Here is a 25,056-nt window from a genome sequence, read left to right on the forward strand (position 1 = left end):
CCGGTTTAAAGATGCAACGGTACGCCAGCGGCGCCATCGCGCGGCACGTGTACCCGCAGCGCAATCAACAAGGCTGCCAACAACATCAGCACACCGGCACCGAGAAACACACCGGCAATGCCGCTGACACTGAACATCGCACCCCCACCGGCCGCCCCCGCCGCGATGGCTGACTGCACCGAAGCCACTACCATGCCACCCGCACTTTCAGCTTGATCCGGCACGGCGCGAGCCACCCAGTTCGACCACGCCACGGGCACCCCGCCAAAGGCCATGCCCCACAGCGCCAGCAGCAGCGCCTGGCCTGGCAGAGAGGCAGGCACCAGCACCAGGGCGAGCGCCGCGACGCCGACCAATACCGGCATCAGCACCAATGTGCCGAGCGGATAGCGCACCAGCAGCCAACCGGCCAGCAGCGTGCCGATGAAGTTTGCGGCGCCGAACCCCAGCAGCATCAAGGCCAGCCCTTGAGTCTGCACGCCCGTGGTGCTTTCCAGGAATGGCCGAATGTAAGTGAACAGCGCGAAGTGCGCGGTGTGTACCAATACGCAGGCAAACATGCCGATGGCGATGCCAGGGCGCAGCAGCACATCCAATACCGTGCGCAGGCGTGCACTGCCAGTGGGGGCCAGGCGTGGCAGCGTGAACAGCTGGAACGCCAGTGTCACCACGCCAACGGCGGCCGCAGCCACAAACGCACTGCGCCAGCCATACACATCGCCGAGGTAGCTGCCCAGCGGCACGGCAACCACCGTGCCCACCGCAATGCCACTGAAGATGATCGACAGCGCACGGGGCAGCAACGCCGCCGGCACCAGGCGCATCGCCACTGCTGCCGCCATACTCCAGAAACCGCCCAGGGCGACGCCCAGCAGGATGCGCATCAACAGCAGCACCGCCAGGCTCGAAGAAAGCGCCACCAACAGGTTGGACGCAATCATCAGCATGGAAAACCCCAGCAGCACCACGCGCCGGTCGATCCCGCGCGTCAGGCCGGGCACCAGCAAGCCAGCGAACAACGCCACCACCGCCGTCACGGTTACTGCCTGACCAGCCAGGGCCTCCGACACCCCAAGGTCCATCGCCATCGGCGTCAACAGGCTGGCCGGCAGGTATTCTGCCGTCAACAACCCGAATACCCCCATGGCCAGGGAAAACACCGCCATCCAGGCCGGGGCAGCGGGCTCCGCCTTGGAACAGATAGAGGCTTGAGCTACACAATCATTCATTACACGACATCCTCAGGAAATTAGCGCGACCGCCAGTCTAGGTTCGCCAACCCGGATGATCTATGATGCAAACCCTTGAGTTTTTGACCGAAACCCCGAACATGACTGCACCGGCCCCGTTCAATCTGTCCTCCGACCTTATCGATGAGCTGCTGCGCGGCATGCGCCTGCGCGGGGTGCAGTACCAGCGCATCCAAGCCGGACCCCGCTTCGGCATGGGCTTCAACGCCAAACCCGGGCACGCCTACTTCCACTTCCTCGCCGCAGGTGTGGCCACCCTGCGCACCGACGACGGCAACCTGTTTGAATTGTCGGCGGGCAATGCCGTGTTCATCTCCCACGGCGGCGCACATGCGCTGTTGTCCACGGCGGATGTCGCTGTGCAGGACATCAATGGATTTGACGCCACCCCGCTGGGCGATACCGTCTGCGCCGTGGATGCATCGCCCGACACGCCCCCCAGCACGTTGCTGTTCAGCGCCTGCATGGAATTCGAACTCGGCAGTATCCAGGGGCTCGGCAGCCTCATGCCGGCCTTGATGCTGATCGACACCAAGGGCCAGCGTTACCCCGGCCTGATGCCGATCCTGGCGGTGATGGAGCGCGAAGTCGCCAGTGCTCGCGTTGGCTATTCGGGCATCCTCGCGCGCCTGGCCGATGTGGTGGCCGCCATGATCGTGCGGGGTTGGGTGGAATGCGCCTGCGGCAATGCATCGGGGCTGGTGGCAGCGTTGCGCGACGCACGGCTGGCCGGTGCCTTGCTTGCCCTGCATCAGCAACCAGGCCGCGATTGGAGCGTGGCCGAGTTGGCCGCGCGCAGTCATACCTCCCGCTCGGTGTTCGCCGAACGCTTCCAGGCCACCCTGGGTCTTCCGCCGCTGCGCTACGTGACGCAATTGCGCATGCGCCTGGCCAGCCAATGGTTGACGCTTGAGCGATTGCCCATCGAAGAAGTGGCGCTGCGCCTGGGCTATACCTCCCAGGCAGCTTTCAGTCGCGCATTCAAGCGCATCACCGGCCAGCCGCCTGGCGCCAGCCGCCAGGGCGCCCGAAGCCCGGCATAAACCAGCGCCAAGCCATTGCGCAGGCTGATCCCGCGCCCTTACTCTCTTGAGCTCACCACCTAGCAAGCAATGGAGGCTTCATGAAACTGATCGGCATGCTGGACTCGCCTTACGTACGCCGCGTGGCGATTTCCCTGGAGCTGTACGGCGTGGATTTCGTGCATGAACCGCTGTCGGTGTTTCGCACCTTCAACGAATTCGCGCAGATCAACCCGGTGGTCAAGGCCCCGACCCTGGTGCTGGACGATGGCACGGTGCTGATGGATTCCAGCCTGATCCTGGACTATCTGGAAACCCTCGCCCCGGCTAACAAGAAGCTGCTGCCCCAGCAGCCCGCCGCGCGCGCCCATGACTTGCATGTACTTGGGCTGGCGCTGGCGGCCTGTGAGAAGAGCGTGCAGATCGTGTATGAGCACAACCTGCGCCCGGCCGAGAAGCTGCATGAGCCTTGGCTTGAGCGTGTCAGCGGGCAATTGCTGGCGGCTTATTCGCTGCTGGACAAGCAACTGGCCGACAGCGAGGCGCTGACTCAGGCTTCGATTACAGCGGCGGTGGCCTGGTCGTTCAGCCAGTTCACCGTGGCGTCGGTGGTTGAGGCGGATGCGTTTCCCAACTTGAAGCGCCACGCCGAGCGCCTGGAGCAGCACCCGGTTTTCAAGAAGTACCCGATCGAATAAACACCGCCGTTCAACTGTGGGAGCTGGCTTGCCTGAGATAGCAGTGTGTCATTCAGCGCTGTAGTCGCTGACACACCGCCTTCGCAGGCAAGCCAGCTCCCACATTGATCTCCTTCGTCCTCAGGTCCGTGTGCCTAGACCCAGCCGCCATCCACAATAAAGTTCTGTGCCGAACACATCGCCGACGCATCGGAAGCAAGAAACAACGCCATATTGGCGATGTGTTCAGGCAGCACACTGCCCGGCAAGCATTGGCTGCGGCTGATCAGTTCCCTGGCGGCATCGTCGACCCACATCGCCAGTTGTTTCTCTGTCATCACCCAACCCGGCACCAGCGTATTCACGCGGATGCGACTCGGCCCCAGTTCGCGAGCCAACGCGCGGGTCATGCCGTGGGCGGCGGCCTTGCTGGCGGCGTACACCGGGTAGCCGGCGGACGCCATCATCCAGCCGACCGAGCCGAGGTTGATGATCGAGCCGCTACCGGCGCTTTTCATCATGGGCACCACAGCCTTGGCTGCGAAGAAAGCGTGTTTGAGGTTGACGGAGATCAGCCTGTCGAACATTTCCGAGTCGACTTCTTCCAGGGTGTGACGCACGTCATTGGCGGCGTTGTTTACCAGCACGGTGATCGGCCCCAGCGAGTGTTCGAAACGAGCGATGGCGGCTTTGTAGGCAATCTCGTCGGTGATGTCGCAGTTCACGAACTCCACCGTGTGCCCGCGGGAACTGAGCAGCGCCGCGAGGCGTTCGCCCTGGCTTTGCGCGCGGTCGACAAAGCCCACCTTGGCGCCCTGGGCGGCGAAGGCCCGCACCATGAATTCGCCGATCCCTGAGGCCCCTCCGGAGATCAGGACGGTTTTGCCTTCAAGGTCGGGATACACGGCGTGTTGAGTACTCATAACATCTTGCCTCGCTCAATTAGTCTTATTTTATTTTGCAAAAACGGCTTTTAAGGCTATAAATTCGCTGTCCTACCGACAAAATATCGCTATTAGTAGAACTATTCCACTCAAAACAACAAAAGGAAGTTCGACCATGAAGCACCCTCGTTATCTGCTGTCAGGTCTCGCCATGTCCGTATTGATCGCCAGTGGCGGCGCCCACGCCGCAGGCCTCTCCAGTGAACACAAGCCTTTCGGTAAAACCAACGACGGCACCGCCGTCGAGCAGTACATCTTGCGCAACAGCCATGGCATGCAAGCCACGGTGATCACCTACGGCGGCGTGCTGCAGTCGCTGAAAGTGCCGGACAAAACCGGCAAGATCGACGACGTGGTGCTGGGCTTTGACGACGTGCAAGGCTACCAGGCCGGCACGGCGTTTTTCGGCGCAACCATCGGGCGCTTCGGCAACCGCTTGGCCGGCGGTGCCTTTGAGCTCGACGGCAAGCGCTTCCAGGTGCCGCTCAACGATGGTCCCAACTCACTGCATGGCGGCGCCCAGGGCTTCGACAAACAGGTGTGGAAGGCCGCACAGGTCAAGGGCAAGGACTCGGTCGGCGTGACCCTCACCTACCTGTCCAAGGACGGTGAAATGGGCTTTCCCGGCAACCTGAAAACCGAGGTCACCTACAGCCTCAACGAGAAAAACGAACTGCACATCGACTACAAAGCCACCACCGACAAACCCACGGTGCTCAACCTTACCAACCACAGCTATTTCAACCTCGCCGGTGCGGGGAATGGTGACATTCTCAAGCAGGTGGCGACCTTGCATGCCAGCCATTACACGCCGGTGAACGCCACCTTGATTCCAACCGGCGAAGTCGCGCCGGTGAAAGGCACGCCGATGGACTTCCTGAAACCGACGCCGATCGGTCAGCACATCAAGGAGGATCATCCACAGCTCAAATTCGCCGAGCCGAAACAGGGCGGGTTTGACTTCAACTGGGCACTCGATACCAAGGGTGACGTGAAACAGTTGGCTGCCGAGGTGCATGATCCTGAGTCGGGTCGGCGGTTGCAGCTCTACACCACAGAGCCCGGTGTGCAGTTCTATACCAGCAACTTCCTCGATGGTTCGGTGAAGGGCAAGGCTGGGAAGACGTATCTGCACTGGAGCGGTTTCACGTTGGAGACCCAGCATTTTCCGGATGCGCCTAATCAGCCGAAGTTTGCATCAACCCGCCTGAATCCAGGGCAGACCTACACCCAGAACACCGTCTTCAAGTTCTCCGCCGATTAAAACTGTGGGAGCTGGCTTACCGCTATCGCAGGCAAGCCAGCTCCCACATTTGGATCTTCACATGGCAAGGGTTCAGCGTTGCTTCATGCGGTCGATGACCACGGCCAGCAGCAGGATCGAGCCGCGAATCACGTACTGATAAAACGTGTCGATGTTCTTCAGGTTCATCGCATTCTCAATGATCGCCAAAATCAACACGCCGGCAATCACATGGCGAATCATGCCAACCCCACCACTCAACGACACCCCGCCCAACACACACGCCGAGATCACTGTCAGCTCAAAACCTTGGCCGATCATCGGCTGGCCGGAGGTCATGCGCGACGCCAGGATCACCCCGGCCAGGGCGCCGATCACACCGTGCACGGCAAATATCAGGATCTTGGTGCGATCAACGTTCACACCCGCCAGCAACGCCGCTTCCGGGTTGCCGCCGATGGCCATGGTGTTGCGCCCATAGGTGGTGTAATTGAGCAGCCAGCCGAAAAACACGAAGCACAAAATGGTGATCAGGATCGGCACCGGTACGCCCAGCAGTTGGCCGTTACCGAAGATAAAGAACTGCTCCTCGGACACGCCCACCGCCTTGCCGTTGGCGAAGATATACGCCAGCCCGCGCACGATCTGCATGGTCGCCAAGGTGGTAATCAGCGCATTGACCCGCAGCTTGGCGATCACGATGCCATTGATCAGCCCCACCACCAGGCCCATCAGCAAGGCGGCGCCGATACCGAGCATGACGCTGTCGGTGTCGCGCATCACAATCGCCGCCACCACCCCGGCGCAGGCAATCACCGAGCCCACCGACAAGTCGAAGTGCCCCGACGCCAGGCAGAACAGCATGGTGCACGCGGCGATGCCCACGGTGGAAATCGCCAGGCCCAGGCCGCGCATGTTCAGCGGCGAGAGGAAGTTGTCGATGAGCAAGGCGCACAGCAGGAAGATGCTCACCGCGGCCAGCAGCATCGCCCAGTTGTCGAGCAGTGCGCGCATGTCCAGGGGTTTGCGTGCCGAGGGCAACGCGTTGTCTTGGGTTGTCATAGTCGTCTCTCAGTTCGCCAGGCTGCGCGGCAAAGCCAGTTGCAGCAGGTTGGATTCAGTCGCGTGCTCGCGGGTTTGTTCACCCCGCAGTGCGCCTTCGCACAGCACCAGGATGCGGTCGGAGATGCCCATCACTTCCATCAGGTCGCTGGACACCACAATGACTGCAATGCCTTGGGCGGCGAGGTTATGGATGATCTGGTAGATCTCGGCCTTGGCGCCGATGTCGATGCCACGGGTCGGCTCGTCCAGCAGCAGGACTTTCATCGGCATCGACAGCCAGCGACCCAGGATCGCCTTCTGCTGATTGCCGCCGGACAGGTACATGATCTTCTGCGCCGCGTTGGGCGTTTTGACCTTCATCGCCTTGATCTGCTGGTCGGCGTTGCCCTTCTCCCACCCCTCGCGCAACAGCCAGCCGAATCGGGAGTGGGTGCCGCGCGCGCTGATGTTGATGTTCTCGGCGACGCTGGACAGCGGGATGATGCCTTCCTTCTTGCGGTCTTCCGGGCACAGCAGCACGCCCGCGGCGATGGCATCGCGCGGTGAGCGCAGTTGCAGTGCTTGACCGCAGAGCTCCAGTTGACCGGCGCTCGCACGCTCCAAGCCGCTGAGCAAGCGGAACAACTCGGTACGCCCAGCCCCCACCAACCCGAACAGGCCGAGAATCTCGCCCTTGCGCACGTTGAAACTGATCGGCTCACGCAGGCCGGGACCGAGCAGGCTATCGACCTTGAGCGCGACCTCGCCGTGCTCACGCGGGCGGTAGTCGTAAATGTCCTGGATATCGCGCCCGACCATGCAGGTCACCAACTGGTCATGGGTCAGCGCGCTCATGTCCTCGAAGGTGCGCACGTAGCGACCGTCCTTGAACACCGTGACCGCGTTGCAGATGCGGAACACTTCTTCCATACGGTGCGACACGTAGAGCACCACTTTGCCCTCATCGCGCAGCCGCGTGATGATCGCCATCAAGCGGTCGATCTCGCGCGCCGACAGGCTGCTGGTGGGTTCATCAAACGCGATCACATGGGCGCCACGGGACAGCGCCTTGGCGATTTCCACCAGTTGCCGTTGGCCCAGGGACAGGCGGCCGAGCTTCTCGGCAGGGTCGATTTCATCCGCCAGGCCCTTGAGGCAAGCCAAGGCCTGCTTGCGCAGCAGCGCCCGATTGACCACCCCAAAACGCGACGGCAAATGCCCGAGGAACAGGTTCTCGGCCACCGTCATTTCGGGCACCAGGTGCAATTCCTGGTGGATCACCGCCACGCCACTGGCAATGCTGTCCGCCGCGTTCTTGAACGCCATGGTCTGCGTGCCGATTTGCAGCGTGCCGCTGTTGGGGATGTAGGCGCCGCCGAGGATCTTCAGCAGCGTCGACTTGCCCGCGCCGTTCTCGCCCATCAAGGCATGCACCTGCCCAGGGTGGGCGGTGAAGCTGATGCCATCCAGCGCCTTGACCCCAGGAAAGGTTTTGCCGATGCCGTCAAAACGCAGACTGGCCCCGGCAGTGTGTTGTTGTTCATTGACTTGCGCGTGCATAACCACCTCATCACACCGATCAGGCAGCCCCGTTGCCGGGGCTACCGAGGAAAGCGAACTGCCTTATTTCCACAGGCCGATCTTTTCCAGTTCCTGCTTGAAGTTGTCGCGGGTGATCAGGGTCACTTCGTCCATGGCGGTGTACTTCGGCGGCTCGGTGCCTTTGGTGACCCACTCGTACATCATCAGCGCAGTGTTGTAACCCTCGATGTGCGGGCTAGGCAGCATCGAACCGAAGAAGCCGCTGTTGGCTTTCTTCAGTTCACCGATAGCGTCGGTGCCATTGATGCCGATGCCGATTACATTGGCGGCTTTGAAGCCCGCGCTTTCGGTCGCACGTACGCCGCCGAGTACGGTGTTGTCGTTCATGCCACCGATGATCAGGTTTTTCGCGCCGCTGGGCAGCTTGACCAGCGCCGAGTTGGTGGCGTCCATGCTGCCGGGCACGTCGAGGGTTTTAAGCGCAGCGGTGAGAATATGGTCGTCAGGAATGCCGGCCTCTTTCAGGGACTGGATCGATCCGTCGGTGCGTTTTTTACCGGTGTCGAGCTCGTTGAAGGTGTTGATCACCGCATAGGTGTCCTTCCAGTCCCAGCCGCGTTTTTTAGCTTCGGCGGCCATGGCGGCGCCTTGCTTTTGGCCGACTTCAAACGCGGCCATGCCCAGGTACGGCACGTCCTCCATAAAGGCGCCTTTGGCGTCGACGAAGCGGTCATCCACGGCAATCACTTTCAAGCCGTTGGCCTTGGCCTTGGCGACAATGGCCGGGCCCAGGGACACGTCCGGCGGGCAGATCACAAAGCCCTTGGCACCGTTGGCCGCCAGGCTGTCGATGGCCGAAAGGGTTTTTTCGCCGTCGGGCACGGCGATCTTGATTACGGTGAAGCCATGCTCCTTGCCGGCTTTTTCGGCAAAGGCCCATTCGGTCTGGAACCAAGGCTCTTCAGCCTGCTTGACCAGAAAACCGATCTTCACTTCCTCAGCGGCCAGCAGCAGCCCGCTCAGGCTCATGGCCGAGACCGCCACAGCGGCGCAGCACAGGGAACGCAAACCTCGACGACGATTCATACGGGTGACTCCTTGTTGTTGTTTTTAAAATCGGGATTTAGCCGGCAAAGCGGTGACAGGGTTTGCCTGGCACGTCGACCTCAATGGCCAATACCGCGCCGTCCAAAGGGTGATCCAATGGGCTGGCGGCACTGGTGATATAGAGGGTGGTGAGGTTCGGGCCACCAAATACGCAACTGGTGGGGCGGCTCACGGGCAACTCGATGATGCGGTCCACTTCACCTTCGGGCGTGAGGCGCAGCAGGCAACTGCCGTTCCAGCGCGCATTCCAGATACAGCCTTCGACGTCCATGGCCGAGCCGTCCGGCCCGCCACGTTCATGTGGGCCGAACCAGACGTGTGCGGGCTCGAGTTGGCCGTTCGGCAGAATCCCATGCCGGTACAGCGTGCCCTCCATGCTGTCGCCAAAATGCACATGGCGGCCGTCATCACTCCACAGCAAGGTGTTGGGAATGCCCAGGCCACTCAGCAACGGCGTGACCTGCGCATCGGCATCAATGCGAAACAGGCCGCCGGAGCGTCGGGTGATGGGCAGGTCTTCGCCCTGCTCGCCAATGTTGTTCTGCATAGTGCCCAGCCACAGGCGGCCCTGGGCATCGCAGCGCGCTTCATTGCCACGGTTGCCCGATTGCGGGTCGGCCACACACAGCAAGGTCAAGGCTTCGGTGACCAGGTCCAGGCGGTACACGCCGCTGCTCAAGGTCACCACGGCATCGCCGCTTTCACACGGGATAAACGCCGAGACATGCTCGGGCAATTGCCAGACCTGTAACTGCCCGTCCATCAGGCGCAATGCCTGTTTGCCGGCAATGTTGACCCAGTACAGGGCCTGGGTGGGCACGTCCCAGAACGGGCCCTCCCCCAATTGCGCACGGTGCGCGGTGACGGCGCTCAGCGACATGAAACCTCCTGGTTCATTGTTGTTTACAGCGCGTCGCGCGAAGGCGTGCCATCCACGAGCCGCTGGATACGCAACGGGTTAGCGTTTTTCAACGCGTCGGGCAGCAGGCTATCAGGGTAATTCTGGAAGCACACCGGGCGCAGGAAACGGTCGATGGCCAGGGTGCCGACCGAGGTGCCACGCGCATCGGACGTCGCGGGGTACGGTCCGCCGTGCACCATCGAATCGCAGACTTCCACACCGGTCGGGTAGCCGTTGAGCAGGATGCGCCCGACTTTCTGTTCGAGCAGTGGCGTGAGTTCGGCGAACTGTTGCAGGTCTGCCGGCTCGCCAATGATCGTCGCCGTCAATTGACCGTGCAGGCCATGTAAGGCAGCGCTGAGTTGGGCCTGGTCGGCGACCTCGACAAATACCGTGGTGGGACCGAACACTTCTTCTTGCAGCACTTCATCGCCGTCGATCAACAGGCGCACATCGGCCTTGAACAATTGCGGGTGTGCCTGGTTACCGGCCTGGGCACTGCCCGCCAGGTGCTGGATGCCGGGGTGCGCCAGCAGTTTTTCCAGGCCTTTGCCGTAGCTGCCCAGGGTGCCGGCGTTGAGCATGGTCTGCGTCGGTTGTTCACCGATTAGTTGCGCAACCTGTTGAGTAAACGCCGTGAATGCAGGCGAAGCGATACCGATCACCAGGCCTGGGTTGGTGCAGAACTGGCCGCAGCCTTGCACCACCGAGGCGGTCAGGTCACGCGCAACACTTTCAGCCCGTGCTGTGAGAGCCTGGGGCAGCACGATCACCGGGTTGATGCTCGACATCTCGGCAAACACCGGGATCGGCTGCGCACGTGCCGCTGCCATGTCGCACAAGGCGCGCCCGCCCTTGAGCGAACCCGTGAAGCCTACGGCCTGGATCGCCGGGTGCTTGACCAGCGCTTCACCGACGCCACCGCCGAAGATCATATTGAACACGCCGGCCGGCATCTCGGTGGTTTCGGCCGCCCGAATTATCGCATCGGCCACCCGCTCGGCGGTCGCCATATGCCCACTATGCGCCTTGAAGACGACCGGGCAGCCCGCCGCCAGTGCGGCTGCGGTGTCGCCGCCCGCCGTGGAAAAGGCCAGGGGAAAGTTGCTAGCGCCGAACACAGCAACCGGCCCGAGGCCGATGCGGTATTGGCGCAAATCCGGGCGTGGCATCGGCTGGCGATCCGGCAGCGCCTTGTCGATGCGTGCGCCGTAGAAATCACCGCGACGCAGCACGGTCGCGAACAGGCGCATCTGGCCGCTGGTGCGCCCACGCTCGCCCTTGATACGCGCAGCCGGCAGCGCGGTTTCGCGGCAGACCAGCTCGACAAAGTCATCGCCCAACGCATCCAGCTCATCGGCAATCGCATCGAGGAACTGCGCGCGGCGCGCCGCACTCAAGGCACGGTACGCAGGGTAAGCCTGCGCGGCAGCCTTGGCGGCGGCGTCGACTTCTTCCGGGGTCGCCTGGTAGAAATCCTGGGGCAAGGCTTCGCCAGTGGCAGCATCGACGCTTTGCAGTTTGACGCTGCCGTTGGCGCTGCGCTGGCCGCCGATGTAGTTGTGGCCGAGGAACTGGGTCATGGGGTTCTCCATTAAAGGGTGATGACGTGGCCGGGTTCGAATGCCGCATCGCTGCTGCCGACGCTGTTGATCAATGGCGCGCCGAACTCGGCTTGGCTGATCTCAAACACATCGCCCGGTTGAGTACGTATACCGTCGGCGAATGACAAGGTGGCGGTGCCGAAAAAGTGGATATGCACATCGCCGGGCTTGAGGAACTGACGGTATTTGAAGTGGTGATACTCGAGATTTTCCAGGCTGTGGCACATATTGGCCTCGCCGCTGAGGAATTCGTTCCGCCAGATTTCCTCACCGTTACGCAGGAGGCGACTGGTGCCCGCCAGGTGCTGGGGCAACTCGCCCACGCGCAACTCGGGGCCGTAGCTGCAACTGCGCAGCTTGGAGTGGGCCAGGTACAGGTAATTCTTGCGCTCCATGATGTGGTCGGAGAATTCGTTGCCCACCGCAAAACCCACACGGTAGGGCTTGCTGTCCGGACCGATCACGTACAGACCGCCGATCTCCGGTTCTTCGCCGGCATCTTCGGCAAACGGTGGCACCGGGAAGGCGGCGCCTGGGCGCACGACGATGCTGCCGTCACCTTTATAGAACCACTCCGGTTGCACGCCCGCCTGACCCGCTGCTGGCTTGCCGCCCTCCACGCCCCATTTGAAGATGCGCATGGTATCGGTCAGTGCCGTGTCATCGCCGGCCTGGTGCATTTTGTCCCGCGCCGAGGCGCTGCCCAAGTGGGTCAGGCCGGTACCGCTGATCAACATGTGCGCCGGGTCCGGGTGATCCAGCGGCGGCAGGATTTTCAGCTCGGCCAGCAGTGCGGCGTAGTCGTGGCTGTCGCCCAGACCGAGGCTGTTCACCTGTTGTGCCAGGCCGACGCCCGCTTCGATGGCGGCCAGGGCCAATTCGCGCACACTGCGCGCCGTCTGGACTTCGCGCAGGCTGTCGCCCTCTACAACGCCGACCCGACGCTCGCCATTGCTTAACTCGAACTGAACTAAACGCATGAAACTTCTCCCAGATTAAGTACGTGTCGCGCCACGGGCACTGGCGGCGAATTGGTCGGCAGGCAGCACATGCTTGCGCTCCAGCAAGCGGTAGACCACAAAGGTCAAGACCAGCCCGAACAGCATCACCCCGGACAAAAAGTACAGGCCCGATGCCAGGTTGCCGGTGTATTCCTTGAGCGCGCCAATCACGAACGGGCCGATGTAGCCGCCGAGGTTGCCAACCGAGTTGATCAACGCAATGCCCGCCGCTGCACTGGCGCCGGCAAAAAACCGACCCGGCAAGGTCCAGAACACCGCCGTGCAAGAAAACATCGCGAACGCCGCCAGGCACAGCGCCGCCATTTGCAGCACCGGCACACTCAGCCAGGCGCTGAAGAACAGGCCGATGGCACCGAGTACATAAAGCACCGCCAGGTGGCCATAGCGATCGTTCAAACGGTCGGAACTGCGCGGGATGATCAGCAGGCCGATGATGCCGAAGATATACGGCACGGCGGAGATGAAGCCGGTGGTCAAATCACTGCCGCCGAATTGTTTGATCAACGTCGGCAACCACAGGCCCAGGCCATAAATGCTCAGGGTCACCGGCAGATAGAACAGCGCCAGCAGCAACACCCGCTTGTCTTTCAAGGCATGCAGCGGGTTGCCGTGGCGGGTCTGGCCGTAGGCTTGCAAGTCTTTGTTCAACTCGCCGGCGAGCCAGGCTTTTTCCTCGTCACTCATCCATTTGACGTGCTTGGGGCCGTCCGGCAAGTAGCGCAGCACCGGCCAGGTGAGCAGAATCGCCGGGCTGCCGATCACGATAAACAGCCACTGCCAGCCGTGCAGACCAAGGATGCCGTCCATGCCTAGCAGGCCGCCGGACACCGGGCCGGTGATCATCATGGCGATGGGTTGCGACAGGATAAACAGCCCGAGGATCTTGCCGCGATGGCGCACCGGGAACCATTGGGTGATGTAGTAGAGAACGCCCGGAAAGAATCCCGCTTCCGCCGCGCCAAGCAGAAAGCGCATCACATAGAAGCTGTGTGGGCCCTGCACAAAGGCCATGCCGATGGTGATGGCGCCCCAGGTGATCATGATCCGCGCAAACCAGCGCCGCGCGCCGAAGCGGTCGAGCATCAGGTTGCTGGGGATCTCGAAAAGGAAGTAGCCAATAAAGAACAACCCCGCGCCCAGGCCATAGGCGGCGTCGCCAATACCGACGTCGGCGCCCATGTGCAATTTGGCAAAGCCCACGGCGGAGCGGTCTACGTAGGCGATCAGGTACAGCAGGATCAGGAAGGGAATCAGTTTCAGCGTAATGCGCCGAATAAGCCGCAGTTCCTGGCTCATGGGGGTCGATCTCCGATTGTTGTTTTTATAGAAGCTCGGGGGACGCCTCTCGCGAAATTCCGCCAGGGTCATACCTCAGTTAAGCCAAACTATATAGTAGGACTATTTACAAAACAACTCTTCCAAAGCATCGATTTTGCGCTTATGTTTAGGCACAGATAGAACATATAGTCATACAATAAGAGAATCGATCATGTCTGATAAAAAGCCCGGCCTACGCTCCGCCCAGTGGTTTGGTACTGCCGACAAAAACGGCTTCATGTACCGCAGCTGGATGAAGAACCAGGGCATTGCCGACCATCAGTTCCATGGCAAGCCAATCATCGGCATCTGCAACACGTGGTCGGAGCTGACGCCGTGCAACGCGCATTTCCGCCAGATCGCCGACCACGTCAAACGCGGCGTGATCGAGGCCGGTGGCTTCCCCGTGGAATTCCCGGTGTTCTCCAACGGCGAATCCAACCTGCGCCCTACCGCGATGCTCACCCGCAACCTGGCGAGCATGGACGTGGAAGAAGCCATTCGCGGCAACCCGATTGACGGTGTGGTGCTGCTGACCGGCTGCGACAAAACCACCCCGGCCTTGCTGATGGGCGCCGCCAGTTGCGACGTGCCGGCCATCGTAGTCACCGGTGGGCCGATGCTCAATGGCAAGCACAAGGGCCAGGACATTGGCTCGGGCACGGTGGTGTGGCAGCTCAGCGAACAGGTGAAAGCCGGCACCATTACGCTGGATGATTTCCTCGCGGCCGAGGGCGGCATGTCACGTTCGGCGGGCACCTGCAACACCATGGGCACCGCGTCGACCATGGCCTGTATGGCCGAGGCACTCGGTACTTCCCTGCCCCACAACGCGGCGATTCCGGCGGTGGATGCACGGCGTTATGTGCTGGCGCATATGTCGGGCATGCGCGCGGTAGAGATGGTGCGCGAAGACTTGAAGCTGTCGAAGATCCTCACCAAAGAAGCGTTTGAAAATGCGATCCGCGTGAATGCCGCCATCGGCGGTTCGACCAACGCGGTGATTCACTTGAAAGCCATCGCCGGGCGCATCGGCGTTGAATTGGACCTGGATGACTGGACCCGCATGGGCCGTGGCATGCCGACCATCGTCGACCTGCAACCGTCCGGGCGCTTCCTGATGGAAGAGTTCTACTACGCCGGTGGCCTGCCCGCCGTGCTGCGTCGCCTCGGTGAAGCCAACCTGATCCCGCACCCGAACGCCCTGACCGTGAACGGCAAGTCCCTGGGCGAGAACACCAAGGACTCGCCGATCTACGGCCAGGATGAAGTGATCCGCACCCTCGACAACCCGATCCGCGCTGACGGCGGCATCTGCGTATTGCGCGGTAACCTGGCGCCACTCGGCGCGGTCCTCAAGCCGTCCGCCGCCAGCCCGGCGTTGATGCAGCACCGTGGCCGCGCCGTGGTGTTCGAAAACTTCGACATGTACAAGGCACGCATCAACGACCCCGAGCTGGACGTGGACGCCAACTCGATCCTGGTCATGAAAAACTGCGGCCCCAAGGGTTACCCAGGCATGGCCGAGGTCGGCAACATGGGCCTGCCGGCCAAGCTGCTGGCCCAGGGTGTGACGGATATGGTGCGGATTTCCGACGCGCGCATGAGCGGCACGGCCTACGGCACGGTGGTGTTGCACGTGGCCCCGGAAGCCGCTGCCGGCGGACCGTTAGCCACCGTGAAGGAAGGCGACTGGATCGAACTCGACTGCGCCAATGGCCGTTTGCACCTGGACATCCCCGACGCAGAGCTGGCGGCGCGCATGGCAGACCTTGCGCCACCTGAAAAGCTCATCGTCGGCGGCTATCGCCAGCTGTACATCGACCATGTGCTGCAGGCCGACCAGGGTTGCGACTTTGACTTCCTGGTAGGTTGCCGAGGCGCGGAAGTCCCACGGCATTCCCACTAAGTGGGATGCTATGATGCCGCGAATTTAAGTCAGAGCATCTCTCCCGTTATGGATCACCAGCCGCCCAAGCCGCGCAAGAGCCAGCATGCCCAGATCGTTCAAGACTTGGGCATGCACATCGTTTCCGGTCGCTTCAAGCCCGAAGAACGGCTGCCCATGGAGGCCACGCTCTGCGAGGAGTACAAGGTCAGCCGCTCGGTGTTGCGTGAGGCTACGCGGGTACTCAGCGCCAAGGGCCTGGTGTATTCCAAGCCACGGGTGGGCGCGGTGGTGCGACCACGGTTGAAATGGCACCTGCTCGACCCGGACGTGTTGTCCTGGTTGATGCAGTCCACGCCCCACAGCGAGTTCTTCAACACGTTGGCCGGTGTGCGGCGCATCCTTGAACCGGAAATCGCGGCCATGGCCGCGACTACCGCCACCGATGAAGACATCGCCACCATCGAAAAAGCCTACGCAGGCATGGAAACCGCGAAGACCCACGAAGACCTGTTGCAGGCCGACCTGGACTTCCACCGCGCCATTGCCGACGCCACCCGCAACGACCTGCTCGCGTATATGTGCAACATGCTGTCGTTGCCGCTGCGCGAGTCGATCAACATCACCAACCGCCGCCCGGATATCCAGGGTTTGAGCCTGCCCCGGCACAAGGCGATCCTCACCGCGATCCAGAACCGCGACGCCCTTGGGGCGCGGCATGCGTCGCTGGTGCAGTTGGATGACACGCGGGTGGCGTTGGATACGGTGATGAATGTATTGACCCCGCTTTAAAGCGGGGCCGTTGCTCAGGAGTTACAAGGTGTAGGCGATGCCCACCTGCACCGTGCGTGGCGCGCCTGGGTAGGCGTAGAAGTTACCGAACGCACCCTCTTCAAAGTCGCGATTGAACAAGTTCTTCACATCCAGGTTGAGCCGGACTTTTTCGTTGACCTTGTAGTAACCGAGCAGATCGACCACGGTGTAGGCGTCCATCGTAAACGGGGTGTTGGAGGTCTGGCCGACACGCTCATCGACGTATTTCGCTCCCGCGCCCAGCCCAAGTCCTTTGAGACTGCCATCCTGGAATTCGTAGACGTTCAGCAGACTGAAGCTGTTGCGCGGGATGTTGGCCAGGTGCGAGCCAACACGGAGGGTGTTGTCCTTGGTCACTGCTGCGTCCACATAGGCATAGCCACCGATCACGCGCCACTCTGGAGTAAGGTTGCCGGCGACGTTCAAGTCGAAACCACGGCTGCGTACTTGGCCCGCTGCGACCTTGAAGGTGGCGGTGGGGTCCGCAGGATCGGTGGTCAGCACATTCTTTTTGTCGATCTGGTAAATCGCAGCGTCGACACTCAACTGGTGATCCAGCGCTTCCCACTTAATGCCCATTTCATACGACTTGCCTTTCTCCGGTTCAAAGCCTTCACCTGTGCGGGCGGCGCCAGTATTGGGCTTGAATGAACGCGCTGCATCGGCGTACACGGCAAGCGAGTCGGTCAGGTCGTAGATCACTCCAACCCGTGGTGTTACGGCGTTATCGCTGGCTTCCCAGTTTTTTGTACCCGGCACATAGCTCTCGTACTGGTGCTCAAAACGCTCGAAACGCGCGCCAGCCAATACTTTCAGACGCTCGGTCAGGGCGACTTGATCCTGAACAAAGGCTGCGTAGGTCTTGAGGTTTTCCTTGTCATGGGTAGGCGTGCTGGTGAGCGCAGGACGCGGCTTTCCATAGACTGGGTTGAAAATATCACTGGTGTAGGAAGCGGACGAACGCTGGATGATCGACTTGTAGTCGTAATCTTCAAACTCGACGCCCGTGAGCAAAGTGTGATCGAACCCACCCGTGGAAAAATGCCCGGTGAGGTTGAGCTGGGTGTCCTTGTCCGTCCACTCCAGCTTGCGGTAGTTAAAATTGCGGTTGAGCGTGTGCCCGTCAGCAGCCAAGCTATTGGCTTCAATCGCGTTGCCTTGCAACGTACCGTCGAGCCATTGGAAACCGCCGCCCAGGGTCCAGTTTTCATTGAGCAGATGCTCGAAACGCAGCTGTGCCATGCTGTTGTCGTTGTGCAATTTACCAACGTCTTTATCACCCCAGAAGGTATCGCGGGACGCCGTGCCTTTCTGAGTGGCGAAGCGGGTCAAGCCACGATCCAGCGGGTGGTTGTTGCGCATGAAGTCACCTTCGAAGATCAGCTTAGTGTCATCGGTGGCTTGCCAGGTGATCACCGGGGTCACGCCGTAGCGCTCGGTTTCCACATGGTCACGGAAGGTGTCACCGCCCTCACCCACCACGTTCAGGCGATAGGCCAGGCGGCCCTCCTCATCCAACGGGCCGGAGGCATCCAGGGTGCCGCGCTTCATGCCTTGATCATCCAACTGGCTGCCTAATGTGACCGTGCGTTCGGCCAGCGGTTGCTTGGAGACCACGTTGAAGGTGCCGCCAGGATCGCCACGGCCGTAGAGCATGGTCGCCGGACCGCGCAGCACTTCCAGGCGCTCGATGGTGTTGGCGTCCGGCATATTTGGGTAGCCACGGTTGATCGGGAAACCATTGCGGTAGAACTCGCCGGTGGTAAAGCCGCGCACGGTAAACGTGGTCAGGCCCTGCCCGCCGAAGTTGTTGGCGCGGCCGACACCGCCGGCGTAGTCCAGCGCGTCCTGCAAACGGGTGGCGCCGATGTCCTCGACCACATCTTTGGACACCACGGTGATGGACTGCGGCGTTTCATGAATCGAGGTATCCGTACGCGTCGCGCTCGCCGAGCGGGTGGCGTGGTAGCCCTGCACCGGCCCCTGCGCGGTTTCATAGTCGGCAGTGCCGGTGATGCTGGTGGTTTGCAGCTCGATGCCGGTTTTTTCAACCGGCTCGACCGCTGCCCAACTCAACGGGGAAAACGCCTGAAGCACACACATTGAAAGCAGGGTACGACGCATGGGAATGACCTAGTAAATGAGCCAGATGGAGCGGCATATTTGCCAATTATTTTGGCGCGCATGTTATAGCAAACCATTAACGATTGACATGTATTCTCATTCGTTACTTTTCGACAGATGAAAAAAAGCCACTCCTGGGAGTGGCTTTCGATGTTTGACGCTGGGCTATTTCGACTCAGCGATAGCGTTCCAACCAATGCGCATACGGTGCAGGCAAGGTCCAGGACGACTTCTCGACGCCCAGTTCCTTGGCTGCAAAGTACGCCCAATGTGGATCAGCCAGGTGCGCACGACCCACCGAGACCACGTCCAGATGCCCGGCTTGCAACGCACCTTCTGCCAGTTGTGGCGTGCCAAAGCCCCAAGCCGAAGTGACCGGAATGCCGGCTTCGCGACGCACGCGCTCGGCGATAGGCCCCATGAACGCCGGGCCCCACGGAATATTGGTGTCGGGAATGGTGAAACCAACGCTGACGCTCAGCAGGTCCAGGCCGCCAGCCTTGAAGCGACGCGCCAGTTCGATGGACTCGGTGAGGGTCTGCTCGTCACGGCCGTCGTATTCGATCACGCCGAAACGCGCGGTCAGTGGCAGGTTTTCCGGCCAGACTTCACGCACGGCCGCCAGGGTTTCCAGGAGGAAACGGCTGCGGTTGTCGAAGCTGCCGCCGTAGGCGTCGGTGCGCTGGTTGGAGTGCTCGGAGAAGAAGCTCTGGCCCAGGTAGCCGTGGGCGAAGTGCAGTTCGATCCACTCAAAGCCGGCGTCACGGGCACGGCGGGCAGCGTCGACAAAGTCCTGGCGCACACGGGCGATGTCGTCCAGGGTCATGGCGCGCGGGACCTGGGGCAAGTTGGCACCGAATGCGATGGCCGAAGGTGCGATGGTTTCCCAACTGCGAGCATCGGAGGCAGGCATATGGTCGTCCCCTTCCCAAGGGCGGTTGGCGCTGGCTTTGCGACCGGCATGGCCGATCTGGATGCCTGGCACTGAACCGGCGGCCTTGATGGCCTTGACCATCGGCACGAAGGCCTCGGCGTGGGCGTCGCTCCAGAGACCAGCACAGCCTGGGGTGATACGGCCTTCCGGCGCGACCGCAGTGGCCTCGACCACCAGGAGGCCGGCACCGCCACGGGCCATGCTGGCCAGGTGCACGAGGTGCCAGTCGTTGACGATGCCGTCCTCGGCCATGTACTGGCACATTGGCGGGATGGCGATGCGATTGCGCAGGGTGACGTCTTTGAGTTTGAACGGTTCGAACAAAGCGGACATTAGAGAGCTCCAGGGAGTGAATGGCTGATTCGATTGTTCGATGGTAATCGAACTATAGTATTCAGCGATACCCCCCTGTTATGATTCGTTTCATGCGAGCCTTTAAACACCCACTTCTTCAAGACCTGACTCTCGAGCGCCTGCTGTACGCGCTGAGTGATCCGGTGCGCCTGGAAATCGTGCGCTGCCTGGCGGGTGTGCCCGAAGCCACGTGTGGCGAGCTGGACGGCGGGCGGCCCAAGTCGAGCATGTCCCATCACTTTCGCGTGTTGCGCGATGCCGGGCTGGTGCAGACCCGCAGTGCCGGCACCACTCATCTGAACTCGTTGCGCGCCGATCTGCTCGAGGAGCGCTTCCCGGGATTGCTGCAAAGCATTCTTGCGCAGCGGTAAGACCCGACTCAGTCCAGCAGCGCAATCAAGCGCGGCTCGATGGACGTCTCCAACACCTCCAGCACCACCAACGTCACCGGCAACTTGAAGCGCCGCCGTCCTGCGCTGCCGGGGTTCACGTACAACGTTGCGCCGCGCCATTCGATCAGGGGCTTGTGCGAATGGCCGGTGATCACCAGCCGCGTAGACGTATCGATTAATGCAGGTACGTCGGCGATGTCATGCACCAGCAACGTTTGCCATCCGTCCACATCAAGCATCAGATAATCAGGCACCTGCCGTGCCCACGGCGCCTGTAGGTCATTGTTGCCACGCACCGCGTGCAGCGGCGCGATCTGTGACAATTGCTCAAGAATTTCAGAGGTGCCGATATCGCCGGCATGAATGATCTGCTCACATCCCTGCAAAGCTGCGACCGCTTCAGGTCGCAGCAGGCCATGGGTATCGGAAATCACGCCAACTTTCATAGGGCCTCCGGGGTGGAAATCGAACCGTGAGACACTAGCGCGCCATCTAGATACACGCGGTCCTTGCCGTTGCCCTTGGCGGTGTAGAGGTTGCGGTCGGCACGCTTGAGGACCGCCGACATATCGGCCCCGAGCGCAAAATGCGTCATGCCCGCACTGCAGGTGTAGTCATGGGGCGGCGCCACACTGCTGCGGATCGCTTGCAGCAGGCGCAGCGCGTAATCGGTGGCGAGACAAGGGTCATCGCCCACCAGCAGCACCCCGAATTCTTCGCCGCCAATCCTGCCGAAACTGTGGCTGCCTGGGGTGGATTTAAGGCACGCGGCCATGGCGCAGAGAATCCTGTCGCCGACGTCATGACCGAACTGGTCATTCTTTAATTTGAAACTGTCGATATCCAGCATCATGAAGTAGCCGGTATCGCCGGCCGCAATCAGTTTGGCGAAGCTCTCCATGAAGGCCCGCCGGTTCAGGATGGAGGTCAAGTAATCGGTCTCGGCCAACTCTCGAAACTCACTCTCCACCATTAACACCGAACGCAGGTTCTTCAGGTAGTAGACATTCAAGATAAAACCGATCGCCACCGACGCGGCACAAAAGATAAACACGTAGATATCGACGCCTTCGTAAAGGCTCATCTGAATGCTGGGCCACGTCAGTAACCAGACCAAGGCGGCGCAGACCAGAAAATCCTGAACCACGATAAACAGGATTGCACTGCTCAGCACCAAGGTCACGGCCAGCGGCAAGGCAAACACCTGCAGCGCGGGATGGACGTGAACCACATAGGCAAAACCCGCAGACAGCAGCACCATGTAGGCCACCCCCAGCGCCCGCCACAGCACATAATGAGTCACCACTCGGTGAACCCCATACACCCCGCACAGCCCCATCGTGACCAGCGCGACCGGCCAGCCAAACATCGCCCAGCGGTCCACCAGCAACACCGCCAGCCAGGCAAAAATCCCGATCAGTTCAGCCTTGGCGATCGCGGGCGACAACAGTCTTTGCATCCGTGGCCTGAGCTTCACATTAGCCGGCATCCCGTCACTCCCTGTGCATGAGTGGCCGGTGTGCTATCGGCATGACTCAGTTGAAGACTGTGGAGGCAGGTCGCAAACGAGTAAGCCATAAACCGCCTGACCAACACCATAAAAGGTGGCAGGACTTCAAGCAATGTCTTGGAATGAATCTTGAAATAACCCCGGTCGGCCCCCTCTTGAACCAGACGAATAACGTGGGTCTTGGACACCGAGAGTTGCTCAGCGATGGAAAGGTAGGATGAAGACCTGAAACTTGCCCCTTGATTATCGAGCGCACACGCATCGTTATAGATCGCCAGCATCAACATATGCCCGGCATCGCGTTTTACCAGCCAATAACAATCAGGCATCAACAGGTCGATGGTCACGTTATGGGAGAAAAGGACCGAAAACCCTTTGAAATAACGTGCCAGATAGGCGCGATCATCCAACCCGCCCATTGACCCGCACACCGCCGTTTCCGAGCACATCACACCCAGCGGCTCGACCACGGAGGTGAGCATCCGCCGGATCTCCTCGCAGGCTTGGGATGACGGGCTGAATACCCGCAAACGGCTGTCATCCGGATGCCTGGATACCGTCATGAACCCCAGCGCCCTGAACAGCAGGAAGATCGACTCCAGGCTGTTTCTGGAACAGAACCCGCGCGTCACACAAAACGCCTTCACCTCGGACAGTAAGGGAACGGGCTTGGAGAAATACGTGCTCAATAAGGTATAGGACACCATCAAGCGACTGAACTTGAGTGCGGTCTTATAGAAAAACGGTCTTTTTGAATAGGACTCCAACAAAATCGAATAATGGGAACGAATACACGCTTCAAAATCCACATGGCGCTCAAACGCCCGCGCCGACTGTTCCATCGCCAACTTCAACGAACCACCGCACATGAGAAAGAGCCCTGATCAAACAACTTGGATTCACTGATCTCAATTGCAGCACCGATAATGGCGTTTCGCCTTGAGCGCAATCTATCGTGATTAGCGCAGAGGACACCGTCGCTACCAAAATTGTTCCAAAAAGACCTCGATGGCTTAACCGTTTCAGTCGCCGCAGCGAACCTTCCCCGCAAGCCGACGTCCGAGTTAGGCACTGTTGCTTACTGCTCGCCGCGAGGGCCTCGTTTGAAAGCCGCTATCATTAAAAAGTACCGCCTGATCATCAAGACCATGGGCTACGTGGGCTGGGCCCTGTTCTGGCTGTTGCTGTGGGATGTCGCCGTCACCGTGGACTTCATGCTGTTTCTCACCGCCAAGATCAATTTGCCGCTGATGCCCCTCACTCTGTTGGGTTCGGCCCTGGTGGTGCTGATCAGCTTTCGTAACAGCAGCGCCTACAACCGTTGGTGGGAAGCCCGCACGCTGTGGGGCGCGATGGTCAACAACTCACGCAGCTTTGCGCGTCAGGTGCTGACCCTGCTCGACGACCCTGACCATGAAGTGAACCCGGTCAAATCCACCCTGCTGCGCCGCCACGTGGCCTACGTGAACTGCCTGGCCGCTCACCTCAAGGGCGAGCCGTGCCCCGAAGAAGTGCGCGCGTTTATTCCCGCCGAGGAATTCGCCCGCAATGGCGCCACCAATAACTTCGCCAACGACATCCTCACCGGCTCGGCCGCGCTGCTGGCCAAGGAATACAAGGCCGGTCACCTGGACAGCATCCGCCTGGCGCGGCTGGAGTCGACGCTGGTGGACTTGTCCAACGCCCAGGGCGGCATGGAGCGTATCGCCAACACGCCACTGCCCTACCCCTACGTGTATTTCCCGCGCCTGTTTATCTCTTTGTTCTGCCTGATCGTGCCGGTGGGCCTGGTGGAATCCCTTGGCTGGTTCACTCCGCTGGCCTCGACGGTAGTCGGTTTTATGCTACTGGCCATCGAACGGATCGGCACCGACCTGCAAAGCCCGTTCAGCTCCAGCGAGCATCAGATCCAGATGGAAAGCATCTGCGAAACCATCGAGAAAAACCTGCAGTCGATGCAGCGTGATGCGCAGGGTGGCGAGCGCATCGGTTAAACACTCCCTTCGGCCTCAAGTGCGTGCCCCCGCAGTCGATATACAGGGGGTACGCATGGTCCACACCTTCCGTCATAACAACACATGCGACGCTCGACGCTACTGTTTTCTCCTTGCCAAAATTATAAATACCCGCGGGTGAAGTCATGAATATCAAGCAAAAGCTGACCTGGGCGTTTGCCGCCATCGCGTGCGTGCCGGTCATTTTGGTCGCTGTGTTGGTGGTACTGAATCTGCGCGAGGGGGCCCTGGCCAATTTCCTCGACAGCAGCGGCCGCGAGATCCGCCAGATCGACAATGGCATGAAGCAGTTCTTCGACGGCATCAGCCAGAACGTCGATTTTGTGGCCAAGGACCCGCGCGTTGTCGCGGCCAAGGACCTCAAGAGCTACGCCGGTGCCGACGCCGCACAAATCCCGCTGACCCCGACCAACAAAGAGCTGCTGGAGATTTTCGACCAGTTTGCCAAAAGCCATCCGAGCACGGCCTACCTGTCCCTGGGCTTGAAGGACGGCGGCTACGCCAGTTGGCCCGACGACACCAAACTGAATAACTACGACCCGCGCGTACGCCCCTGGTACCAGGCGGCCATCGCCGCGCCGGGTAAAACCGTGCGCACCGGCGCCTACTACTGGGCGCCCGATGATGTGACGCTGATCGGCACCGTGCACACCGTCGCCGATGCCAGCGGTAATATCCTCGGCGTGGTTGGCCTGGACGTATCGCTCAAGCAACTCACCGAACTGGTGCGCAACATCAAGCTGGGTGACAGCGGTTACTTGATGCTGGTGGAAGGCAACGGCAACGTGCTGGTCGACCCCAGCGATGCCAAGCACAACTTCAAACCCCTGGCCGACCTGGGTCCCAACTATGCCGAACTGGCCAAGCGCGGCGACGGCGTGACCCAGATCGACATTGATGGCGTGGCGTATATGGCCAACATGGTCAGCTCCAAAGACCTGGGCTGGCGCTTTATCGGCCTGATCAAGCGTGATGAAGTGATGGCCGGCGCCACCCGCCTGACGTGGTTAATTGGGGCCATCGCAGCGGTATTGGCATTGGTGTTCGCGATTGTCGGCGCCAGTTTTGCCAGCGTGATCGTGCGCCCGATTCGCGGCGTGGCCGAGGGCCTGCAAGAAATCGCCGAAGGTGAAGGCGACCTGACCCGCCAGCTCAAGGTACAAGGCAAGGACGAAACCGCCAGTTTGGCCGGTTGGTTCAACCAGTTCCTCGGCATGATCGCCCAGTTGGTGCAGCGCATCGGCAATGCTTCGTCCGACCTGCAGACCGCCGCCGCTGACACCAGCGAAGTCGCCAACAACATGAACCAGGCGGCCGGCCGTCAACGTGAAGCCGTGGAACTGGTGAGCACCG

Annotated in this window: 21 protein-coding genes and 1 pseudogene; 8 read left to right on the forward strand and 14 right to left on the reverse strand. The window is 60.9% G+C overall.

The genetic code is table 11. From position 1 onward, the window contains the following. Positions 1–5: 5 nt before the first annotated feature. Complete coding sequence (locus tag JBO08_RS22490) at positions 6–1,229, reverse strand: MFS transporter (protein ID WP_220074990.1); 1,224 nt, start codon at positions 1,227–1,229, stop codon at positions 6–8. 65 nt (positions 1,230–1,294) lie between these two features. On the opposite strand from JBO08_RS22490, the gene JBO08_RS22495 reads away from it, so the two are divergent. Together JBO08_RS22495 and JBO08_RS22500 are read left to right on the forward strand one after the other, a co-directional pair. After that, positions 1,295–2,293 (forward strand): AraC family transcriptional regulator, encoded by a 999-nt coding sequence (locus JBO08_RS22495; protein ID WP_065910740.1) that lies wholly within the window; start codon positions 1,295–1,297, stop codon positions 2,291–2,293. Positions 2,294–2,373: 80 nt separating this feature from the next. Then, positions 2,374–2,970 (forward strand): glutathione S-transferase family protein, encoded by a 597-nt coding sequence (locus tag JBO08_RS22500; protein WP_220074989.1) that lies wholly within the window; start codon positions 2,374–2,376, stop codon positions 2,968–2,970. A gap of 134 nt (positions 2,971–3,104) precedes the next feature. Here JBO08_RS22500 and JBO08_RS22505 read toward each other — a convergent pair whose 3' ends face one another. Beyond that, the gene (locus tag JBO08_RS22505; protein WP_065876233.1) at positions 3,105–3,872 is read right to left on the reverse strand and encodes an SDR family NAD(P)-dependent oxidoreductase; all 768 of its coding nucleotides are present in this window, start codon (positions 3,870–3,872) and stop codon (positions 3,105–3,107) included. Between the two features lie 136 nt (positions 3,873–4,008). Here JBO08_RS22505 and JBO08_RS22510 point away from each other — a divergent pair, with 136 nt between their 5' ends. Then, positions 4,009–5,157 (forward strand): aldose epimerase family protein, encoded by a 1,149-nt coding sequence (locus tag JBO08_RS22510; protein ID WP_065876234.1) that lies wholly within the window; start codon positions 4,009–4,011, stop codon positions 5,155–5,157. A 72-nt stretch (positions 5,158–5,229) separates the two neighbouring features. Here the strand turns inward: JBO08_RS22510 and araH are convergent, their stop codons facing one another. From araH to JBO08_RS22545, 7 genes are all read right to left on the reverse strand, one after another. Continuing rightward, complete coding sequence (gene araH, locus JBO08_RS22515) at positions 5,230–6,198, reverse strand: L-arabinose ABC transporter permease AraH (RefSeq protein ID WP_065876235.1); 969 nt, start codon at positions 6,196–6,198, stop codon at positions 5,230–5,232. Positions 6,199–6,207: 9 nt separating this feature from the next. Next, positions 6,208–7,740 carry an L-arabinose ABC transporter ATP-binding protein AraG gene (gene araG, locus JBO08_RS22520; RefSeq protein WP_220074988.1) on the reverse strand — a complete coding sequence of 511 codons (1,533 nt, stop codon included), beginning with the start codon at positions 7,738–7,740 and terminating at the stop codon, positions 6,208–6,210. Positions 7,741–7,803: 63 nt separating this feature from the next. Further along, positions 7,804–8,808, reverse strand: a complete 1,005-nt coding sequence (locus JBO08_RS22525; RefSeq protein WP_049708850.1) for a substrate-binding domain-containing protein — start codon at positions 8,806–8,808, stop codon at positions 7,804–7,806. Between the two features lie 37 nt (positions 8,809–8,845). Beyond that, a complete protein-coding gene (locus JBO08_RS22530) occupies positions 8,846–9,709 on the reverse strand; it encodes an SMP-30/gluconolactonase/LRE family protein (RefSeq protein WP_220074987.1) in 864 nt (287 codons plus the stop codon). A 23-nt stretch (positions 9,710–9,732) separates the two neighbouring features. Further along, positions 9,733–11,313, reverse strand: a complete 1,581-nt coding sequence (locus tag JBO08_RS22535; protein ID WP_065889372.1) for an aldehyde dehydrogenase (NADP(+)) — start codon at positions 11,311–11,313, stop codon at positions 9,733–9,735. A gap of 11 nt (positions 11,314–11,324) precedes the next feature. Next, positions 11,325–12,314 (reverse strand): AraD1 family protein, encoded by a 990-nt coding sequence (araD1, locus tag JBO08_RS22540; RefSeq protein WP_220074986.1) that lies wholly within the window; start codon positions 12,312–12,314, stop codon positions 11,325–11,327. A 15-nt stretch (positions 12,315–12,329) separates the two neighbouring features. Next, positions 12,330–13,652 carry an MFS transporter gene (locus tag JBO08_RS22545; protein WP_049708854.1) on the reverse strand — a complete coding sequence of 441 codons (1,323 nt, stop codon included), beginning with the start codon at positions 13,650–13,652 and terminating at the stop codon, positions 12,330–12,332. Between the two features lie 193 nt (positions 13,653–13,845). On the opposite strand from JBO08_RS22545, the gene JBO08_RS22550 reads away from it, so the two are divergent. Together JBO08_RS22550 and JBO08_RS22555 are read left to right on the forward strand one after the other, a co-directional pair. Beyond that, on the forward strand, positions 13,846–15,582 hold the full coding sequence (locus JBO08_RS22550) for an IlvD/Edd family dehydratase (RefSeq protein ID WP_065881437.1): 1,737 nt from the start codon (positions 13,846–13,848) through the stop codon (positions 15,580–15,582). A gap of 48 nt (positions 15,583–15,630) precedes the next feature. After that, positions 15,631–16,353 (forward strand): FadR/GntR family transcriptional regulator, encoded by a 723-nt coding sequence (locus tag JBO08_RS22555; protein WP_049708856.1) that lies wholly within the window; start codon positions 15,631–15,633, stop codon positions 16,351–16,353. Positions 16,354–16,374: 21 nt separating this feature from the next. Here JBO08_RS22555 and JBO08_RS22560 read toward each other — a convergent pair whose 3' ends face one another. Both JBO08_RS22560 and JBO08_RS22565 read right to left on the reverse strand, forming a co-directional pair. Continuing rightward, positions 16,375–18,498: a TonB-dependent siderophore receptor gene (locus tag JBO08_RS22560; protein WP_065876242.1), complete on the reverse strand. Its 2,124-nt coding sequence runs from the start codon at positions 18,496–18,498 to the stop codon at positions 16,375–16,377. Positions 18,499–18,673: 175 nt separating this feature from the next. Beyond that, on the reverse strand, positions 18,674–19,765 hold the full coding sequence (locus JBO08_RS22565) for an NADH:flavin oxidoreductase/NADH oxidase (protein ID WP_065876243.1): 1,092 nt from the start codon (positions 19,763–19,765) through the stop codon (positions 18,674–18,676). 92 nt (positions 19,766–19,857) lie between these two features. On the opposite strand from JBO08_RS22565, the gene JBO08_RS22570 reads away from it, so the two are divergent. Beyond that, positions 19,858–20,157 carry a helix-turn-helix transcriptional regulator gene (locus tag JBO08_RS22570; protein ID WP_065876294.1) on the forward strand — a complete coding sequence of 100 codons (300 nt, stop codon included), beginning with the start codon at positions 19,858–19,860 and terminating at the stop codon, positions 20,155–20,157. An 8-nt stretch (positions 20,158–20,165) separates the two neighbouring features. Here the strand turns inward: JBO08_RS22570 and JBO08_RS22575 are convergent, their stop codons facing one another. Genes JBO08_RS22575 through JBO08_RS22585 form a run of 3 tightly spaced genes read right to left on the reverse strand, consistent with a single transcriptional unit; the run spans position 20,166 to position 22,530 of the window. Beyond that, positions 20,166–20,624, reverse strand: coding sequence for a metallophosphoesterase family protein (locus JBO08_RS22575; protein ID WP_065889366.1), 459 nt, complete (start codon positions 20,622–20,624; stop codon positions 20,166–20,168). Next, positions 20,621–21,667 carry a GGDEF domain-containing protein gene (locus tag JBO08_RS22580; protein WP_065876245.1) on the reverse strand — a complete coding sequence of 349 codons (1,047 nt, stop codon included), beginning with the start codon at positions 21,665–21,667 and terminating at the stop codon, positions 20,621–20,623. The genes JBO08_RS22575 and JBO08_RS22580 overlap by 4 nt, the downstream gene beginning before the upstream one ends. Beyond that, a complete protein-coding gene (locus JBO08_RS22585) occupies positions 21,652–22,530 on the reverse strand; it encodes a hypothetical protein (RefSeq protein ID WP_225930685.1) in 879 nt (292 codons plus the stop codon). The genes JBO08_RS22580 and JBO08_RS22585 overlap by 16 nt, the downstream gene beginning before the upstream one ends. Positions 22,531–22,791: 261 nt before the next feature. Between JBO08_RS22585 and JBO08_RS22590 the strand changes: the two genes are divergently transcribed. Together JBO08_RS22590 and JBO08_RS28560 are read left to right on the forward strand one after the other, a co-directional pair. Further along, the gene (locus tag JBO08_RS22590) at positions 22,792–23,682 is read left to right on the forward strand and encodes a bestrophin family protein (protein WP_065876247.1); all 891 of its coding nucleotides are present in this window, start codon (positions 22,792–22,794) and stop codon (positions 23,680–23,682) included. A gap of 146 nt (positions 23,683–23,828) precedes the next feature. Further along, a pseudogene (locus tag JBO08_RS28560) lies at positions 23,829–24,911 on the forward strand (cache domain-containing protein); the annotation flags it as partial. Between the last annotated feature and the right edge of the window lie 145 nt (positions 24,912–25,056).

Source organism: Pseudomonas sp. LAP_36 (assembly GCF_019456785.1).
Taxonomy (GTDB): Bacteria; Pseudomonadota; Gammaproteobacteria; order Pseudomonadales; family Pseudomonadaceae; genus Aquipseudomonas; species Aquipseudomonas tritici.